This window comes from Shewanella loihica PV-4 (genome assembly GCF_000016065.1).
Taxonomy (GTDB): Bacteria; Pseudomonadota; Gammaproteobacteria; order Enterobacterales; family Shewanellaceae; genus Shewanella; species Shewanella loihica.
Map to the genome: position 1 here is coordinate 1,874,856 of NC_009092.1, position 20,461 is coordinate 1,895,316.

Below are 20,461 nucleotides of genomic sequence, written 5' to 3' on the forward strand. Positions count from 1 at the left end.
ATACGCTTTTTGCACCTACGATAGAATCCTGAATGACAAATTCTTCGAAAAGTGAAGTTGGCAGCGTTTTTCTCAGACTGCTCACTTATCTTGTCCCGCTCAAAGGGGTGTTATTTTTGTCTGTGTTTGGCCTAGTGCTTTACGGCTTGGTGGACGCAACCTTTATTTATTCAATTAAACCTTTTATTGATCAAGGTTTTGCCAGCAATGTGCCGACCACGCCTGGCTTGGTTGAAGGAGTCGACCTTGGCATGGGCGGCGGCTTTAACTCCGACAGCGACGTGCTCAAAACTGCACCTTTCGTGGTGATTGGCCTGTTTACCCTGAGGGGCCTGGCTAACTTTCTCTCCACCTATGGGATCTCTTACATCAGTGCGCGCATGATCATGGATATGCGTCAGCAGGTGTTTGAGCATTACCTGAGATTGCCAGTGAGCTATATCGACGCCGAAAGCAGCGGTAACTTGATCTCCCGGGTGACCTTCGATACCGAACAGATCGCCAGGGCATCGGGCAGTGCGCTGATCACCATAGTGCGTGACGGCATCACAGTGATCGGCATGCTGGGGGTGATGTTCTACAACTCCTGGAAACTCTCGCTCTGTATCCTGATTGTCGGGCCCCTTATCGGCTTGGTGATTGCCGTGGTCAGCCGAAAGTTTCGCAAGGTCTCTAAACAGATCCAGACCGCCATGGGCGGTGTGACCTCAGTTACCGAGCAGATGATCAAGGGCCACAAGAATGTGTTGGTCTTCGGTGGTCAACAGGCTGAGTCGCAACGTTTTGCCAAGGTGAACGACGATAACCGCTCGCGCACCATGAAACTGGCTCTGGCCCAGGCAATCAGTCAGCCCTTGGTGATGGTCATCGGTTCTCTGGCGCTAGCCTTCGTGTTATACGCCTCGAGCCTTGAGAGCATGCGCGCCGACCTTACCGCGGGTACCTTCGCCACTATCTTGGCGGCCATGCTCGCCATGTTGCAGCCAATCAAGAGCCTAACCCGCGTCAACGCCGAGTTTCAGCGTGGTATCGCCGCCTGTAGTACCATCTTTGCCGTGTTAGATACCCCGGCCGAGGTGGATAACGGCACCTTCGAGACGAAAAGAGTCGAGGGTCGCTTGAGCTTCGATAAGGTCAACTTCCGCTACAACAATCAGGAAGGCTTGGCGTTAAAAGAAGTGGATTTTCAGGTTAATCCGGGTGAAACCCTGGCCCTGGTGGGACGCAGTGGCTCGGGTAAGTCGACCATTGCCAGCCTGATCACCCGCTTCTATTCGGATCTCGACAGCGGTGATATTCGCTTGGATGATGTCAGCCTGAGAGATTACAAGCTGGCGGCGCTGCGCCGTCAGGTGGCATTGGTGTCACAGCAGGTGACGCTGATCAACGATACCATAGCGGCGAACATCGCCTATGCCTATCCGGGCGAGGTCACCGAGGAGCAGATCATCGATGCGGCTAAGCTCGCCAATGCCTGGGAGTTTATCTGCAACATGCCTGAGGGGATCTATACCCAGGTTGGCGAAAACGGCGTCATGCTCTCGGGTGGTCAGCGCCAGCGTATCGCCATTGCCAGGGCGATACTGCGCGATGCGCCGATCTTGATCCTCGATGAGGCAACCTCGGCGCTGGATACCGAGTCGGAGAAGGCTATTCAGACGGGTCTGGATAACCTCAGACAGAATCGCACTTCGATCGTGATCGCTCACCGTCTGTCGACCGTCGAAAATGCCAACCAGATCTTGGTGGTGGATCAGGGCAAGGTGGTCGAGCGCGGCACCCATAGCGAGCTACTGGCCAAGCAGGGGATCTATTACAACCTGTACCAGATGCAGTTTGGTAGCTAAGCAGTATGCAGGCGTTGGTTAATCGTCTCTGGTATGACAGGCAGGCCGGTGTTCACTGGCTGCTTGTACTGTTGCTTCTGCCTCTAAGTGGCTTGTTTTATCTGCTGACGAGTCTCAGGCGACAGCTGTTTCGTTTGGGGCTTAAGGCAAGCGCGCGGCTCGATGTGCCTGTGATTGTGGTGGGCAACATCACGGTCGGTGGCAGCGGCAAGACCCCCACGGTTATCTATCTCATCGAACTGCTTCGCCGTAATGGCTATCGCCCTGGGGTGATCAGCCGCGGCTACGGCGTCGAGTTTTCCGGCTGTAAGCGGGTTATTGCTGGCATGCCAGCCAATGAAGTAGGTGATGAACCGGCCATGATAGTGGCGCGCACCCAGGTGCCTATGGTGATAGGTAGCGATCGCGTGGCGGCGGGTAAGGCCCTGATGGATTGGCAGGCGGTGGATGTGATCATCAGCGACGATGGCTTGCAGCACTATCGCCTTAAACGGGATATCGAGATCTTAGTACTTGATGGCAAACGCCGCTTCGGCAATGGTCTGCTGTTGCCTGCCGGACCATTGAGAGAAGGGCGCTGGCGTCAAGGCCGCGTCGACTTTACCTTGGTCAACGGCGAGGGTAGTGGACCCGAAGAGTTTGAGATGGCGCTGGCGCCTGGCAATTGGCGCAGCGTGGCAGATGGCCAGGTAGTTACAGCTAATGTGGACAAGAGTCATGAGAGTGTGGCTATCGCCGGCATAGGCAATCCACAGCGATTCTTCGATACCCTTAGTGAGATTGGGGTTCAACCAAGTGGTCAACATGCCTTTGACGATCATCAGGCTTACAGTCTCGAGGCTATAGAGACGGTTGCGGCGGGTCGGGGCGTGCTAATGACAGAGAAAGATGCGGTTAAATGTCGCGAATTTGCAAAGTCTAACTGGTGGTATTTGCCTGTAGATGCCAAGATAGCACCAGAATTTGAACAGCAATTGTTAACGCTGCTAAAGCGGCGCGAAAACGTACAACAAGGAAATTAACATGGCGTTTGATAAGAAACTTTTAGAGATAGTTGCCTGCCCTGTATGTAAGGGTAAGCTTGAATATGACAAAGCTAATCAGCAGCTTATCTGTAAGGCCGATCGTTTGGCCTATGCCATTAACGAAGGGATCCCTGTACTGCTTGAAAACAAGGCAACCCCTTGGAACGAAGAAGCGTAACTCGTTTTTTTTCTATTAAATGTCGCGCTTTGCTTTAAGTAGTAGCTTATCGCGCGGCAAGCTAGAGACGTGCCGATTGGCACGTCTTCTGTTTCATCTTCACTTTTTTATCTTCATTTTTTTATCTTCAAGCCAAGTTGCTGTCGCTCATAGTTTCCCCGCTCAGGTCCTCGAAGATTGCATTTGTCTTAGCTTGCACACATAATCCCTTTTCACTTTTACCGGAGTACCTTGTGTGACTGTTTCTAGCCTTCAACATGTGATTGATAAACTACTTGTCGAAAATCAGGGCGAACGAATAGTCAGTTTCGAGCATCAAGGCCGCAAGTATTGGCTTAAACAGTCAGAACGCCTTACCGGCGCCATGCGTTGGCTAAAGTCCCAGCCCCAAGCGGCGTTGCAGCTCGAGATTTCAACCCTCACTCAACTCGCCAAGCGAGGTGCCCCTGTGCCCGAACTGGTTGCCAGTGGCGAAGGTTTTCTGGTGGTTGCCGATGTGGGCATGCCCGTCAATGGTTGGTTAAATGCCGACATCTCAGAGGCCGAGAAGCTAAAGATATTGCAAGATAGTGCGACTGGGTTAGCGCATCTGCATCTTAAAGGCTTGGCTCATGGCAGACCTGCGCTTAGGGATATCTGCTGGGAAGAGGGAGATGTTGCCTTTATCGATTTTGAGGCGAATCAGCAAGACAGTGACATGCATAGGCAGCAGATCAGGGATCTCCTCGTCTATATCCACAGCCTGTACCGTTACATAGGGCCCCATCCTGAGATCGCCGAGCCTGTCATTGCAGCCTATCGCGCCGCGGGCGGAGAGTCACTCTGGCAGGCGTCCAAGCAAGAGATGGCTAAATGGCAATGGCTAAACTATCTAATCGCACCACTTAGATCTATCGGCGGTAAAGATCTGCGCCCCGTCTATTGGTTACTGCGCCACTTTAAACAGACCCATTAATCCTCCATTCATCTCCTATTTGCCATATCTCATACAGTCATTTCTGTGCTATTTCGACGCTATCGCTTTCACTTGATGGCTGCATATGTTGTATTGCGGCATTTTTACCTATTAGTTACTCGGATGGCAGTTGATTTGACTATTTTGCGGATCTGATGTCGAGTTTTGCGCCAGTAACCGCTGTTTTGGTAAATTTTATCCACTCATTGTGTATTGATTTCCATAGAGTTTTAAAAATTGGTTAAAAAATGATCGATTTTTTGGTTGAGCTTCGCTTGAATTAATTGCTAGAATGCCCGTGTTCTCTGGGCTGTAGCAGCTTAGAGGTTTAGTTCGAAAGCACTCTCGAAACGGCAAGCATTAAGTAATTAATGTACGCAAAGCCACAGGCCCTAATTGCATAGCAAAAGGGTGGCTGGGTTACCGAATGAGCGTTGATAGAGCCTAGTACTTGTACTTGGAGCTTTCGAAGTGATGTTGACTTTGAGAGGTCCAAGCTATGAGTTCAGTTCATTGCGCAGCTGCGCGTACCGATTCTACTTTCCTGAAAACCTTTGGTTTGGGCCTATTGGGCGCAGGCCTGTTGTCGGCGTCGGCTATCATGCCTGCAGATGCGGGCACTCATGGTGAACAAACCTCTGCGGCGGCCCAGGCTAAACGTGATGCCAAGCAACAGGCGCGTCTGACTCATAAGGCGGAACTTGAAACTCAGACGCTGCAACTTTCTGCAGTTGCAGCGCAATACCTGGATGCCACTAAGTCTAATGGTGCATCTCATGCCTCTGACGCCGCGCTTTACCAGCAACTTGAAGCGCTGGTGGCGGCTAGACAAGTAGAACAGCAATCACTCATCGCACTCGATCCTTTCAGTGTCGTTTCTTCTGTACTGCCAACGGCTAAGCGTCGTGGCATACCCGCCGAGATCCAAGCCAAACTAGCCCAGAAAAAGGCAATCAGCGGTGAGCTGGAAATGGTCTATGAAGATTTTGATGACGCAGGTGAAAATCGTCTGCAGTACATGGTGCGCACCGAAACTGGTCTGGTTAAATTTTTCTTGGCTTCAGGTAGTTCAAAAGCTCAGGCTAATCAATTACAACCCGGAGCAAAGGTTCGTGCAGAAGGTTGGCTATTTGGCGGCGATGAGGCTGGCGATGCCTTAATTGGCGATCTCGAAGTGCTTGCCCTAACCGATGGCAACACAGTTTCCTCTTCGGGCACCGGCGCTGCGCTTTCTCTTACCGATACCACTGGTGAACAGCGCACCTTAGTACTGCTGGTTAATTTCCAAGACAATCCTCAACAGCCTTGGACTCTGGCCGAAGTACAACAGATGGTATTTGGCAAAGTCAATGATTTCTATCGCGAGGCCTCATACGGTCAAACTTGGTTAACTGGTGATGTTAAAGGTTATGTAACCCTGCCAATCAACAGTACTTGTGACTATTTCGGCATGGACAGCTACGCGCAGCAGGCGGCCCGCGATAGCGGTATCGACGTCAGCCAGTATCAGCGCTTAGTCTATATGATGCCTCAAAACAGCAGCTGTGGCTGGCGTGGTCAGGGTACAGTGGGTGGTTCACCTTCGCGTGCTTGGATTAATGGTGAGCTAAATCTGATGACTATCGGTCACGAACTGGGTCATAACCTGGGACTCAAGCACGCTAAAGAACTTAACTGCGGTAGCGGTTATCTCAGCGATGCTTGTGTCGAGATCACTTATGGCGACACCCTGGATATCATGGGTAAGTCTGAGGGGCACTTTAACCTCTTCAATAAGGCGCGTTTAGGTTGGCTGAGTGAGTCTCGTGGTGAAATCGCAACAGCCGATGCCGATGGTACTTATCGTCTTGAGCCGTTAGTGGGTGATTCACAAGGTGGTGCTAAGGGATTAAAGGTACGTCGTGGTACCGATAGCCTGACTGGTGAGCCATTATGGTATTACCTAGAGTATCGTCAAGCACAAGGTTTTGACAGCTTTATGGCTGGTAAAGCGGTTACTGAAGGCGTATTGGTACACCTAAATAGCAGTGCACAAGATATCGAAAGCAGCCAGCTACTGGATATGACACCAAAGAGTTCACTCTATGACCTGGATGATGCGGCGCTTCAGGCAGGTTATAGCTATAGCGATGACACTGCTGGTGTAACTATTACCACAGAGTCGGTAGATAACGCTGGTGTTGACGTTACCGTGGCCTATTCAGGTGGCACATGTGTACAGGCTAATCCTACACTTGCGCTTTCTCAAAACAGTGATTGGGTTGCACCAGGTACAGCTGTTACTTATAGCGCAACTGTAACCAACAACGATAGCTTAGAGTGCGGTGATTCTCAGTTTAGTGTTAACGTTCAGGTACCCGCTAATTGGAGTGCCAGCAGTGCAAGCCTAAGCTTGGCACCCGGCGCCACAGCTAATGTGAGCTTTAGTGTCGTTTCGAGCGGCGATGCCAACGACGGTTTCTATGACCTAGATGTCACCGCGTACAATGCACAAGATAGCAATCTAGTGGCTACCGGACTGGTTAGCTATGTTGTTCAGGCTCCAGTTGCACAGTGTGTGTTAGCAGCGCCTCAGTTCGTACTGACCAACAACAGCAGCGGTGAGGTTGCACCCGGTACAGGCGTGGTTTACCAAGGCACAGTGACTAATCTAGACAGTGATAGCTGCGATGCGAGCGACTTCAATTTGGCAGCCAATGTGCCAGCGGGTTGGTCGGCAACTGCGACTAAGGTGAATCTTGCTCCTGGCCAAAGCCAGAACGTCAGCCTAACGGTGACTTCTAGCCTAAGCGCAGCCGATGGACAATTTGATTTCAACCTGATTGCTAGCAATGGTCAAAATGCGGGACTACAAAGCAGTGCGAATGCCAGCTATACGGTTCTTGATCCTGCAAAGCAATGCACTCTGGCTCAACCAAGTGTCAGCGTGAGCGGTGGAGCTGGCGAGTATGATGCGGGTAGCCTGGTACCCTATACAGTGACAGTGACAAACCAGAATGCTGACAGCTGTGCCGATGCCGTGTTTGTGATCAGCGCAACCGTACCTCAGGGCTGGAACGCCAACGGGGCGACCGTTAGCCTAGCAAGTGGTCAAAGTACGAGTGTCGTGGTGAGTGTTAGCTCTGCGCAGTCTGCGACAGCAGGTGCCTATGGTCTGGGCTTTAGCGCGGCAGATAAGAGCGACAATCAATATCAAGCAAGCGCACAGGCACAGTACAAGGTGGCTCAGCAAGCGAATACAGCACCGGTTGCGGTAAACGACAGTGCATCGGTATCTAGCGGTTCATCAGTCATCATCGCGGTGCTGAGCAATGACAGTGACCCTGAAGGTGATACCTTAACTGTGGTTAGCGTGACTCAAGGTAGCAAAGGTAGCGTAACCTTGCTGGCCGATGGTAGCGTGAAATATACACCGGGTAAGCGTTTCAAGGGTAGCGATAGCTTTAGTTATACCATTAGCGACGGTGAGCTAACTGCGACGGCGACAGTGACCATAGGTCAGAGCAGCGACAGCACTGGTGGCAATACCGGTGGCGGTACTGGCGGCAAAGGTAACGGTAAGAAGTAAGCTATATCAATAATAAAAAGCCAAGGGCATCGCCCTTGGCTTTTTTTGTGCGGAGGTATTACCGTTAAGTATTTCTCACGCTATTACTCAATTGCACCTACCTGGATGCTGACATCGGCGGTAGACTTGTCATTCTGGCTATTTGTCAGTTCAACCACTACGTCTTCTAAGAAGGCGATAGGATCTGTATTTTCAAGTCCTGGTTTGAGTTCTATTGTAAAGGCACATTCATAGTCCTCAGTGCCTGAACCTGTGTAGCCGAAGAGGTGATTAAAGCCACAAGCACCGTATGAGGTACCATTGTACATACCTCCTCCGTTGATAATCTTGAAGCCTGCTGTATCTGGTTCGGCGAAGACATCTAATATGCCTATAGTAAGCTTAGTCAGATTGGCGTTGTTCACGTCAGCATTATGCATGCCTAGGACGACTAACATGGTTGCAGCAAAGTCCATATCCACAGCAGGAGCGGCCGGTGTAAAGGTCACTGTGGCATCATCGGAATCAGACACAGCTTGGCCATCTTCGTCGGTACCATCTATGGTGGCCACGTTGGTGTGGACATCGGTGCGGTAACCTTGAATTTGCAGCGTGATAGTACAGCTGGCGTTTTCACCAGGTAGAAGCACGAAGCCAGCTAATGGTGTATCTGCAATTGGGGCTCCATTCTTCATATCGACCATACAGTCACCTGTCAGAACACCAAATATGTCATCTGTCAGTGTGGCAAAGGTTACTGAGTCAACGGTATTTTGACCGCCTACTTGATCGTCAACGCTGAACCAGAAGGTAAAGTCGACGTCGCGGTAGATATCTGGATTATCACCGGTTTCCAGCACAGAGGTTGGATTAGCAGTTTTCTCCAGAGTGATCATAGATGGAATATCATTGATGATCACGGTGGCCGAATCGGCATTCATGGCTTCAGTATTTTCATCGTCGACCGCTTTGGCGGTTGCGGTGTTGGTATGAGAACCTGCGCCTGTGCCACTGATGAATTTATCGAAACTACATTCATAGTAGCCACCGAAGGCAATGGTTCCACCGGTCGCACAAGTACCTTGACCATTAAGATCGCCAAACTTGTCATCGTTCAGATAGGTCAGGGTTAGCGGTGAGTCATAGTCTGCAGCAGTATTGTCGACTCTAACTGTGTAGGTCACCCAAGCGCCTGATTCAGGAACTTGATCAGGAACTGCAGATTTATCGACTGTGATGCTAGGTGGTAGGTTCGTCACGTTCACCTGAAGCACGTTAGAACAGTGATCGCCATCGACGCCGCCTATGGCTGCGCAGCTGCCACCATCCACAACGGGATCGTTGTTCTTATCTATCAACGCTAGCTTGATGATGTCGTTATACAGTTCAGGACTCTGGTCGTCAGGCAGATCTCTGTCGACGATAGTGACAGTGAACTGACAGCTGTAGGAGCCGCTAGGTACTATCTCACCCCCGTTGGCAGGTTGACTACAGTTACTGGCGGTGAGGTATACACCATCAGCTGCACCTGCTGCACCGACACCATTCCAAAGATCCAGCATGGTTTCATAACTACCATCGGCGCCTTCGTCGACTTTATCGTATAGATCGGTAATAAAGAGTGAAGTATAGGCGTTAGGGTTATCGAAGCTGAGTTTAAAGGTATAGGTGCCACCCGGTTCGGTGTGGGTGTCGGTTCCTATAAGCTCTTTAGTAATGGTTGGTGCATTAGGTTTAATAAATACATCTATGTCGAATGAGTCACAACGACACTTAGATGGGGTACCGGGCGCTGCAGGATCATCTTCGCTACAGTCTTCGCCAGTCTTGTTATGCCAGGCCATACAGTAGTTAAACTCTGCCTTGCCGGAATTATCATCGTCACGACAGAAGAGAGTGATCTCTTCATCGGCATATACGTGGGTTGGGTTGTAACCTGCTGCCTTACTGATATCGGCACAGGCATCTAGGCCTTCCTCCAGATCCACCCCTGGACCATCTGTTCGGCCGAGTAAGATTGAACATTCATTGTTAGGGTTAGCATCTTGAGCACTCCAGTTACCTTCGGGCAGGTAGACAGAGTAATCGTAACGTTCGTTTGCCGTGGTGGTAATGGTCACATCGGCGATGAAGGTGACTTCGTCACCCAGATTACATTCGACCTTGGCATTAGGATCGTTTGGATCTCGAATGTTGTCCACTTTACTGACGCGAACGTCATTAGCGGTACAGTTTAGGTTAAAGCCCGCTTGCTCAGCCATACAGGCCTGATCCATCTTTTGTGGGAAGAAGGAGGCGTTTGCGGTCGTGATGGTAGCGCCATAGAGGCTGGCGCCGCTTATGAGGACGATGCCCAACGCCCTGACAAGCCGGTTGCATTTAAATCGTTTCATAATATTGACCTTTATTAACCAGTTAATATGGATAAAACGTCTTGTTAGTTCATCACTTTATGTCGGTGAAATTGGGCTCAATTTCGACAAAGTGCCTATTCGTTGTTGCTAGGTTATTACTACTATTTCGGCGTATGCCGCTTTTAGTGGCTGCATTGATGGCGAATAAAACAGTGCCTCATGGTGCAGCGTCCAAATCGATGGCCTAATAAGAGCAAGCATTGGGCCAGAAAGATAAGCTTTTGATAAATAGTGGATTACTTTGATTTTGGGGCGATTGGATTAGCTGGGGTGTTACATATGTGTAACACTGTGCGTTGTCCAAATGAAACCTGGACATGACGCTTGCTAAAGATGAGATTTTAATGATTGGCCAAGCTTATGGTGCTTTTGAAAAAATGGTACTGGGTGAGGAAAGTAAAGCGCCGCCAAGTGATACTAGATAAATGCCTTTATAAAGGGCGTTGCGGCGCCAGATTTGAGATAGTTAAGTTAATTAAGAGTTAAGTTAATTAAGAGTTAAGTTAGTTGAGTTAGTCGAGTAAGTTCAGTTAATTCGTCTGGGTCGGTTTTTCTAAGGCGTCGATCACCGCTTTGAAAGTGTCATAGCTTTGTGCACCAACCACTAGCTTGGGCTCTATGAGTCGATTGTTTTCCAGTTTACCTATGAGGAAGCTTGGCGTACCACGAACGCCTATCGATGAGCCATAGCCGATATCCTGCTCTATCTTGCTCATGATGGCTTGATCTTCCAGGCAGGCAGCGAATTTTGTCATGTCTAGCGAGAGCTGGGTGGCGGTATCTTGGTAGAGTTTGTCCCCTAGTTGCCTCATGTTTTTAAACAGGGCGTCACGCATGGGCCAATAAGCGTCCTGTTGCAGGCTACAGTTGGCGGCTATGGCAGCGCCTTTAGCCTTAGGGTGAAAACCTAAGGGGAAGTCTCTGGCGATATATTTCACCTTGCCGGTGTCGATATAGTCGCTTTTGATCTTGGTGAAGGTGTTGTCCATGTATCGTTTGCAGTAGGGACATTGATAATCGGAAAACTCTATGATGGCGACCTGCGCCGTCGCCTCGCCTAAGGCCGGGAGCTTACCATCTTCGCCCGGATTTATTTGCGTTGGTAGGCTTCTATGCTGCGGTTCCTGACTCTTCATGGCAATGGTGTGTATCTCTTTCACCTGGCTGCCCATAATGGCCACTTGCTGTTTTAATTGGCCCATCTCCTGTTTCAGGTAGGCGAGCTCCTTCTCTAACTTGTCGTCATTTTTTTGCTGACAGGCAGCAGTAAAAAACAGCAAAGATAGGCAGACTATCACTGTCGAATGAGTAGATGGCATAAGTCGATCCTCGTTTGGTGCCACTGACCTTGTCTATAGCGTTATCTTGCACTTCTTGATGAGGCGATAGAAAGTCGTTCGTGAGATGTTGAGTTCACGGGCCGCCGCCGAGATGTTGTGGTTATTGCGCTTAATGGCGGCCAATAGAAGTTCGGTATCAATTTCGGTTCTGTGCTGCGCCAGATCGACCACATCGGGATCATCGTTTGCCGAACAAGCGAATTTAATGCCGAGGTCGGCTTCTGTAATGATGTCGCTTTCGGTCATGATGATGGCGCGTTGAATGCGGTTTTTAAGTTCGCGCACATTGCCTGGCCACTGGTAGTTGGTCATGGCATGTAACGCGTCCTGGTGAAACTGAAATTGACGATTGGGTGGAGCGAGTTTGGTTAAGTAATCTTGAGCCAAGAGAGGGATATCTTGCTTATGTTCTCTTAAGCTGGGTAGCTCTATTTGTATGATATTGATTCGATAGAATAGATCTTCCCTGAATTTCCCCTCTTCGACGGCGTTTTCCAAATTGACATGGGTGGCGAAGATGATGCGACAATCCACCTCGGTGGACTTCTGGCCGCCGATACGTTCGATATAGTGCTCTTCAAGAAACTGCAGCAGATTGATCTGTAACTCGAGTGACAGATCGCCTATTTCATCTAAAAACAGGGTGCCCTTGTTAGCTCGCTCTATTCGACCTATGTATTGCCTGTCGGCGCCGGTGAAGGCGCCTTTCTCATGGCCGAACAACTCTGAATGAATGAGGGTTGGGGGCAGGGCGCCGCAATTCACCGTGATAAAGGGGCCATTTTTGCGAGACGATAGAGAATGAATCAAGTTGGCGCACAGACCCTTACCCGTGCCGGTTTCGCCGCCTATCAGTACGGTTTCATCTGACTTAGCGATCTTATAGAGATTATCGCGCAGGGTCTGCATCACGCTTGATTCACCAAAGAAGAAGGACCTTGGTTGATGCGTGGTTTTCTCCTTACTCCATTGCTCATTTAATTGGGCCATGCCACAGAGGTGCCCTAAGGTGTGATCGAGGCGCTGCCAATCAATGGGAAGGTGATGAAAATCCAGGAAATAGTCGGTAAAGCAGAAGCAAAGGTTCCCCAGGTTTTTAGGGCTGTCTAAGGAGATAGCCAGCCAGAGTAAGCGGGGTTGACGCGCGGACAGTAGTTCTATGGCGCGCAGTACCACCTGCTGGTGAGGGAGATCTATGATGGCGATGGCGATCTGACAGGGAGCGCTCTCTAAGGCTTTATATGCCGCACTAAGAGTACCTGCATGATTGAAATGCCATTGTGTAGTATCGGTATGTTCATCTGTAAGACACGCTTCATCCGTGAGGTTTAATACCAATATGTTACGTTCCTTGTGAGTTAAGTTCCTCTTACGGTTACTCACACTTGATCCTTAGCCGGGGCCCCAAGACAGCCAATGCATTTGCTAGACAGGATGCTTAAATTTTAGGAAAGCTTGCTATTAACGCAAGTTGATAGTGTATCTAATTGTGATTCTTTTTATGTGTGGTCATTAGCACTGCAATCGCCCGTTGTGCCTGGGTTTTACCTATATTGCTAAGCTGTGTTTTGGCCTGTTTAGTCATAGATCTTCTGTGTGCCTGTTTTAAGGTGCTTTTTTGGCAAAAACGTGTTTCCGCTTGGTTTGAGTTTGTCTCTGTTTTGATGGGGGATTTTGCTGAGCACTCGCCTTAGCGATAAGTGAAAGTAAGATTGAAAATGGTCAGTAGGTGAAGACGGCTTAGGAAGGAAAAGGCGCAGTACTTAAACCGCGCCTTATTCTTCTATAGGTCAATATATTTTTAGATAGCCTTATCGCTGCTACTCGTTCTCTGTTAATCGCATCTATATTTGGGATGATTATCGACTCTTAAGGCCGTTATAGAGGGTTTCTATCCAGGTTTCCTGAGAGATAAATTTCCATCCCCAGCCCTGTAAGTCGTCCGGTAAGCCTTGCTGCTTGATGGCATCGAGCGACTTGCCCGATTTGAGCTGGGTGTTCATCCAGTCGATAGAGGTGTCTAACATCTGCTTGAACTTGACCAGATCTTGCTTGTTGGCAAGTTCGCCGTGTCCCGGAATGATTTTGGTGTTGTCATCGACCCTGGCCAAGATGGTGGCGACGCTGTCGCGATAGCCAAGCACCGAGCCACCTCCTTTAAGATCGATATAGGGAAATCTGTCTTTAAAGAAGAGATCCCCCATATGCACCACAGGAGCATCACGCCAGAAGATCACGCTATCACCATCTGTATGGCCTGCGCCCAGGTGCACGAGTGAGAGCGTGTCGCCATTGAAGTGGATATTGATCCCCTGATCATAGGTGATGCTGGGTAAGGCCTGTTTAGTGAAGTCTTGGTTACTGGCCAAGCGTTTGAGCACATTGTCATGGGCGAAGATGGTGCCGGTTTGGCCAAAGAAACCGTTGCCGCCGGTATGATCGCCATGGTAGTGGGTGTTGACGATATATTTAGGTTTGCCCGCCTGGATGTCGGCCAGCGCCGCGCTAATCTTGTCCGCCAGTGGGGCAAACTGATCGTCGATGATCAGCAGACCATCTTCTCCCGCAGATACGCCTATGTTGCCGCCGGCGCCGGTCAGCATATAGACATGTTCTGAAAGTTTGGTGGCCGCTATTTCGACCTTGGCAAACTTATCTTCGTCGGCCAAGCTATTGATGCTGATGCCATAACTGCCGATGAGCAGGCTTGTCAGCGCAAAGCGTAAGATGTTGTTCATTGGAAGACCTTTTTCTCTCTTATCGAATCAATTTATATAGTTGCATAATAAAAAGGCTGCAAGAAGCAGCCTTTTTTAGTTTGTCTGATTTGTGCGCCTTTCCTATCGGCCTTAGTGAGCCCAGGGCATGATACGGCGGGTGAACCTGTCGGCGTTACCCAGCTTGATAGCGGCCTGATGGCGCATGCGATACAGGGCTTGATAGCAGAGCGGTACCAGATAGAGGCTGGTCAGCGTCGAGAAGCTCAAGCCGCCGATGATGGCGATAGCCATCGGTGAATAGGGCGGTCCGCCGCCACCAATCTGGGTGTCGCCCATGGCCAGTGGTATCAGGCCTAGTACCGTGGTGCCCACAGTCATGAGTACCGGGCGCAGACGGGTGATACACACAGCCTTGATGGTGGCAGAGAGACGGTCGAGCTCCGGCGTTTTCTGGTTGATCTGATCAACCAAGACTATGCCGTTATTCACCACAATCCCCATCAAGATCAATATCCCTATCATGGCCATGATGGACATGCTGGTGCCGGTCAGCAGCAGCGCCCAGAACACCCCTGTGATGGAGAAGAGGATCGAGGTGATGATAGCCGTTGGCAGCAGTAGCGATTCGAACAGAGCGGCCATGACGATATAGATCATGGCGATGGCCAAGATCATATTGGTCGCCATGATGGCCTGATCTTCATCCTGACGTTGGAAACCGCCTCGCAGCGAATAGCCATAGCCCGCAGGAAATTGCACCGCATCCATCACCTGTTTGATGGCCTTCTGGGCCTCTTCCGTGGTCATTTCATCCAGGTTGGCACCGATTGAGAGCGCGGTTTGACGATCATAGTGGCGGATAGTATCGAATCGCGGACGAATCGAGATCTCGGCCAGGCTCTGTAAGGTGTAGACGCGGTTACCCTGACGCACGATAGGCAGCTCTTTTAGCCTTTCGAGCGACTCGCGCCACTGTTTGTCGTAAGCCAGCTCGATACGCAGCTCACCGCTTGGGTCGTGTCTGAATGAGCGCAGCGGCGAACCCCTAAGGGCCATGGATACGCTGCGGGCAAGCTCGCTCAGGCTTAGATCCAATCTCGCGGCCATGGTGCGGTCCAGCTCAATGATCACTTCTTGCTGTGTGCTGTTAAGCTCTGAGCGCACATCGATGAGCCCGTCTATCTTGGCCAGCATAGGCACCACCTGTTCACTGATGGTGATCAGTTCGCTGGTGGAGCGTCCCGTGAGGGTGACGCGAATGCCGTTGTTGTCGTTACCCCAGCCAAATTGCGGCTTGGCGATGGAGAACTTAGGGAAGCCTTCACGTATCTTGCGCTTCAGTGCCTTGATATCTATGTCGGCATCTTCCTGTAGCAGCAGGGTCGACTGACCTCTGTCGGCCGAGAAGTAGCTGTAGACAGAGTCGATATAGAAGGCTTCTTTATTAGCGTAGAGGTAATCTTCCATGCGGTTGATCATCGCTTCGGTGACATCCAGGCTGTGACGCCCCTCTACCTGGTAGTTGATGTAGAGGCGGTTATTGCCTTCACCGTCGTTTTGATCCTGCTGCACCATGCTCAGGGGCAGCGCCGTTGAAGCAAGGATCACCACGGCAATCAGCCCTGAACGCTTAGGTCTGTGTAAGATCCACGCCAGGCTACGCTCGTAGAAAGACTCGAGCTTGCTCTGCTTGGGATTGGTCTCAATCTCGAAATGCAGCTTAGTTAACATCAATGGGATCAAAGTCTTAGCGACCAAGAGCGAGGCCGCCAGCGAGATACAGATGGCGATGGCCACATGCTCCAGGAAGATGGTCAGCTCTACCTTGACGCCGAAGATGTTTGGCAAGAAAACAATGGCTGTGGTCAGGGTGCCGGCCAGCACCGCCAGGGCAACCTTGTTGACCCCAGTGAGCACCGCCTGGGAGGTGGTTGCCGTGCCCTGGTGCTGCTTCTCCTGCAACACGCTTTCACTGACCACCACGGCGTTGTCGATCAGCATGCCGACTGCCAGTAATAGTCCCATCATAGAGAGAATATTCAGGCTGTAACCCAAGAAATACATGCCTGCCAGCGTCATACACAGAGAGATGGGCACAGAAGAGACCACCACCAGTGTCATCTTCAGGTTGCGCAGGAAGAGATAGAGCACGGCGAACGAAAGTAGGGCGCCTATCAGGCCGGCGGCAAGTAGATCAGACAGGGAAGATTTCACCCCGTAGGCCTGATCTTCCATGATAAATAGCTTGATACCGTTGAACTGCTGGTCCTGTTTAGCCGCCTCAATCACCTTGAGTACGCGCTCAGACACGTCCACCAGGTTGGCGCCGGATTCTTTGAACACGTCGAGACCGACCGCATATTTCTGATCCAGATGACGACCATCGAGGCGCTCGGGCAGGGCGTAGCGAATGGTCGCCACATCGCCCAAGGTGACGCCCGGGATCAATACCAGGGCGGCGATATCGTCGAGATCGCGAAACTCTCCCTTTGGCGATACCTGATACACTCGGGTGTTGGCTCTGAGTGTCCCCGCGCTGACGATAAAGTTCTCCTGCCCCAGTCGTTGTTGCAGCATGGCACTGCTTATTCCTGTGGCACTGAGCTTATCGGCATCGATTCTGATCTCTATCTGCTTCTGCTCGACGCCATACAGGGTCACCTGAGAGACTCCTTCGACTCGCTCTAACGGCTTCTTCAGCTGTTTATCCAGCAGATCGAAGGCGCCAGAGAGCTCTCGTTCACTTGAGATACGTATGGTCAGCACCGGCATGTCGGCGGTCGAGAACTGACGGATAAAGACGCGTTCGACATCTTTAGGCAGCAGGTGGCGCACCGCATCCACCTTTTCCCTGGCCTCCAGGCTCTTGGTGGAGACATTCTCGCCCCACTTCATTCTTAGCTCGATCTCGGCGCCGTTTTGCGACGAGCGGGATCTCAACTCCTCGATCCCCCCCATGGTGGCGAGGGACTCTTCTAGGACGTTGGTGATCTCACGTTCGACTTCCGCAGGGGTAGAGCCCTTGTAGGGGACTTCAATCAACACCTGGGGCATCTCGATGCCGGGAAACATCTCCAGCGGCAACAGGCGACTCGAGGCCAGACCAAAGAGCAGTATGGCCACGAAGAACATGCTGGTGGTCACGGGTCTGGCAAGGGCTAATCGGGTGATATTCATGCTGATTCTCCCTCTTGAGCCACTTTGGCCGGCGCGTCAAAGGCCTTGCGATCGAACAGGGCATATAGCGCCGGGATCACCACGAGTGTCAGTAGGGTGGCCAGTGACAGACCGAAGATAACGGTGATCGCCATGGGCGCACGTACCTCGCTGCCATCGCCTAAGCCCAGTGCCATTGGCGCCAGACCCAGAGCCGTCGTCATAGTGGTCATGACGATGGGACGCAGACGTGACTTGGCGGCCTCTTCGATGGCGCTGAGTTTTTCGATGCCTTGCTGACGCAGCTGATTGATGCGATCGACTAGGACGATGGCGTTGTTAACGACGATACCCGCCAGCATGATAAGCCCGATGAAGACTACCACACTCAGGTGGGTCTGAGTAATGAACAGGCCAAAGATGCTGCCGCCTACCGCCATAGGTACGGCGATAAGAATAAGCAGCGGATGCACCAGGGACTCGAACTGACTCGCCATAACCAGGTACACCAGGAAGACGGCCAAGATCAGGGCGATCTGCAGCGACTGGAACGAGTGCTCCATCTCTTCATTCTGGCCGCCGAAGCGCACCTGAATCGAGCTAGGCAGATTCTGCTGGTCTATGATGCTTCTCGCCTCCAGCACGGCGTCGTTAAGATCGCCATAGGCGAGGTTAGCTGACACGATAGCCACGCGTTGCTGGCTGATACGGTTGATGGCAGAGGGGCCCAGATTCAAGGAGACATCGGCAACGGCGCTCAGTGGAATAGGCTGATTGCTGTTGGGGTTGATGATCATCGAATCGATATCGCTTATCTGGTCGCGCTCCTCGAGTTCGCTGCGCACCAGGATGTCGATCTTTCTGTCGCGTACCGTGTATTGGCTGGCCACAGTGCCACCGATGCGCTGGGCGATGCGGTTAGCGACGGTTGGCGCGTCCATACCCAAAGCGGCGAGACGAGCATGATCGAAGCGGATGCTCAGCTCTGGCTGACCATCACGCAGACTGGTGTTGAGGTCGGCAAAGCGATCTGAGTCAGACAGCGCGCTGATGAGGTTATCGGCGGTCTGCTTGAGCTGAGTTAAGTCATAGCCTATCACTTCTATCTCAAGCGGGGTCTTGAAGCTAAACAGCTCTGGATGTTGGATCTTGGCCTCTAGCTCAGGGATACGCATGGCTGTGGTGCGCAGCACATGGGTGACTGCATCGAAGGCCTGATGATCGGCCAGCACCACCTGCAGACGGCCCCAGTTTTCGCCGCCGCGCGAGGTGTCTGAGGTCATCAGACCGCCGCTACCGGCTTGGCTGTAGGCATGTTTTACATCTTCCCTGTCTTTGATAGACAAGGCCAGCTTTTGTAACACTCTGTCTGTCTCACTGACTTCTGTGCCCGGCGGCAGCAGGACTTCTACATAGAACTCGCCCTGATTCATCGGCGGGATCAGCTCCATGCCGAGTCTTGGTATAAGGCTCATGGTGCCTAAGGTGAGGGTAAGGGCGATAGCCAGTGTCACCCAGGTAAACTTAAGCGCCTGACGCAGCAGCTTGTGATAGACACCTTCGAGCAGGTGATAGAACCAGTTAAATGCCAGACTGATGGGGCGCATGATAAGGCCCGCAAGCCATGAAAACGCACGGCTCAGCATCAAGGCTAGGGTCAGTAGCAGTGACGGCAGATAGCTAAACAGTAGCACGAAGGGGAAGGAGCAGACGGTGGCACCGTAATGCTTCACCTTGGCCAGTTTAGTGTCGAGCACAGGCTTCTCACGTTTCTGCACCAGGTGCGGCAGGGCCTTGAAGCCTTCGCGCGATGCCAGCATAGGGATGGTGGTCAGCGCGACCAACAGCGAGGCCAACAGGGCGAAGGTGACTGTCAGCGCCTGATCCGAGAACAGGGCACCGGCGACGCCATCGACAAACACCAGCGGCACGAATACCGCCAGGGTGGTCATGGTAGAGGCGAAGATAGCGCCGGCCACCTCTTTGGTGCCAGTCACGGCGGCGTCGAGCTTATTCATCCCCAGCTTGCGACAGCGGTCGATGTTTTCCAATACCACGATGGCATTGTCCACCAGGAGCCCCACCGCCAGGGCGATACCGCCAAGCGACATGATGTTGAGGCTGATGTCGGCAAAATACATCATGTTAAAGGTGGCGATCACCGAAAACGGAATCGAGATGGAGATGATCAGGGTAGGCACTATGTCCCTGAGGAACAGGTAGATCACCAGCATGGAGAGTAAGCTACCGATCAGCGCCGCCGAGGTGACCTCGCTGACTGCGCTCTCGATAAACTCGGATTGATCGTAGATAACCTTAAGCTCAGCCTTCTCGTTTAGCTTCTTGAGGTCGTTAAGTTTAGCGGTGACTTTACGGGCCACGGCAACCGTGTTGGCATCGCCTTCCTTATAAATGGCCAGCTCGATAGACTCGGCCGAGCCGATGCGGGTGATGTCGTTGCGTTCCTTATGGCTGTCGATGATGTCGGCCACCTCGAACAGACGCACCAGGGTCTGGTTGTCGCGATAGACGATGATCTGACCCAGCTCATCCAAGGAGTTGAACTGATTGAGGGTTCGCACCAGATATTCTTTCTCGCCCTGTACCACCTTACCGGCAGAGAGGTTGATGTTTTCGGCGGCGATACGCTCGCGGATCTTATCGGCGTTCAGATTTAACTGAGTCAGCTTCTCCTGATTGAGCTGAATATGCACCTCTTGCTCGAGGCCGCCGGAGAGTCTGACGGCCGCGACGCCGCTGAGGGATTCCAGCTGACGCTTGAGCTCCTCCTCGGCAAAGGTGCGCATCTGCTTAAGCGATTGCGCATCGGCGTCGGGCAGTGAGAGGGCCAGACGCACGATAGGATCTAGATTGGGGTTAAAGCGCAGCAACAGCGGTTTCTTCACATCCAGGGGCAGCTCTATGGTGTCTAGCTTTTCCCTCACCTCCAGGCTCGCCATATCCATATCTGTGCCCCATTCGAATTCGAGCACCACATCTGACATGCCAGAGCGGGAGATGGAGCTTATCTTACGCAGCCCCTTAACGATACCGGCGGCCTCTTCGATAGGCTTAGAGACAAGCTGCTCCACCTCGACCGGCGCGGCGCCTTCATATTGGGTGCGTATGGTGATGGTCGGGTAGCTGAGATCCGGCAGGAGTTTCACCGCCAGGCGAGAGAAACCCACCATGCCAAAGAGGATCACCGCCAGCATAAACATCCACACGGATACCGGCCGTTTAACGGAAGTATTTATTATCGACATAAGCTAAGTTCCC

Annotated in this window: 11 protein-coding genes and 1 riboswitch; of the genes, 5 read left to right on the plus strand and 6 right to left on the minus strand. The window is 51.7% G+C overall.

The features are described 5' to 3' along the window. Positions 1-32 precede the first annotated feature (32 nt). The 5 genes from msbA to SHEW_RS08510 all read left to right on the plus strand — a co-directional run bounded on the left by msbA (position 33) and on the right by SHEW_RS08510 (position 7,573). Complete coding sequence (gene msbA, locus SHEW_RS08490) at positions 33-1,847, plus strand: lipid A export permease/ATP-binding protein MsbA (RefSeq protein ID WP_011865437.1); 1,815 nt, start codon at positions 33-35, stop codon at positions 1,845-1,847. A gap of 5 nt (positions 1,848-1,852) precedes the next feature. Continuing rightward, positions 1,853-2,869 (plus strand): tetraacyldisaccharide 4'-kinase, encoded by a 1,017-nt coding sequence (lpxK, locus tag SHEW_RS08495; protein WP_011865438.1) that lies wholly within the window; start codon positions 1,853-1,855, stop codon positions 2,867-2,869. A 1-nt stretch (position 2,870) separates the two neighbouring features. Beyond that, positions 2,871-3,050: a Trm112 family protein gene (locus SHEW_RS08500; RefSeq protein WP_011865439.1), complete on the plus strand. Its 180-nt coding sequence runs from the start codon at positions 2,871-2,873 to the stop codon at positions 3,048-3,050. 235 nt (positions 3,051-3,285) lie between these two features. Further along, positions 3,286-4,005 (plus strand): BUD32 family EKC/KEOPS complex subunit, encoded by a 720-nt coding sequence (locus tag SHEW_RS08505; protein WP_011865440.1) that lies wholly within the window; start codon positions 3,286-3,288, stop codon positions 4,003-4,005. Between the two features lie 342 nt (positions 4,006-4,347). Then, positions 4,348-4,433, plus strand: a riboswitch (cyclic di-GMP riboswitch). A gap of 71 nt (positions 4,434-4,504) precedes the next feature. After that, positions 4,505-7,573 (plus strand): Ig-like domain-containing protein, encoded by a 3,069-nt coding sequence (locus SHEW_RS08510; RefSeq protein ID WP_011865441.1) that lies wholly within the window; start codon positions 4,505-4,507, stop codon positions 7,571-7,573. An 83-nt stretch (positions 7,574-7,656) separates the two neighbouring features. Here SHEW_RS08510 and SHEW_RS08515 read toward each other — a convergent pair whose 3' ends face one another. The 6 genes from SHEW_RS08515 to SHEW_RS08540 all read right to left on the minus strand — a co-directional run bounded on the left by SHEW_RS08515 (position 7,657) and on the right by SHEW_RS08540 (position 20,448). After that, on the minus strand, positions 7,657-9,945 hold the full coding sequence (locus SHEW_RS08515; RefSeq protein ID WP_011865442.1) for a hypothetical protein: 2,289 nt from the start codon (positions 9,943-9,945) through the stop codon (positions 7,657-7,659). Positions 9,946-10,496: 551 nt separating this feature from the next. Beyond that, the gene (locus tag SHEW_RS08520; protein WP_011865443.1) at positions 10,497-11,285 is read right to left on the minus strand and encodes a DsbA family protein; all 789 of its coding nucleotides are present in this window, start codon (positions 11,283-11,285) and stop codon (positions 10,497-10,499) included. A 33-nt stretch (positions 11,286-11,318) separates the two neighbouring features. After that, the gene (locus tag SHEW_RS08525) at positions 11,319-12,689 is read right to left on the minus strand and encodes a sigma-54 dependent transcriptional regulator (protein WP_011865444.1); all 1,371 of its coding nucleotides are present in this window, start codon (positions 12,687-12,689) and stop codon (positions 11,319-11,321) included. A gap of 476 nt (positions 12,690-13,165) precedes the next feature. Continuing rightward, positions 13,166-14,044 carry an MBL fold metallo-hydrolase gene (locus SHEW_RS08530; RefSeq protein ID WP_011865445.1) on the minus strand — a complete coding sequence of 293 codons (879 nt, stop codon included), beginning with the start codon at positions 14,042-14,044 and terminating at the stop codon, positions 13,166-13,168. Positions 14,045-14,155: 111 nt separating this feature from the next. Then, positions 14,156-17,203 carry an efflux RND transporter permease subunit gene (locus SHEW_RS08535; protein ID WP_011865446.1) on the minus strand — a complete coding sequence of 1,016 codons (3,048 nt, stop codon included), beginning with the start codon at positions 17,201-17,203 and terminating at the stop codon, positions 14,156-14,158. Further along, positions 17,200-20,448, minus strand: a complete 3,249-nt coding sequence (locus tag SHEW_RS08540; RefSeq protein ID WP_011865447.1) for an efflux RND transporter permease subunit — start codon at positions 20,446-20,448, stop codon at positions 17,200-17,202. The genes SHEW_RS08535 and SHEW_RS08540 overlap by 4 nt, the downstream gene beginning before the upstream one ends. Positions 20,449-20,461 lie beyond the last annotated feature (13 nt).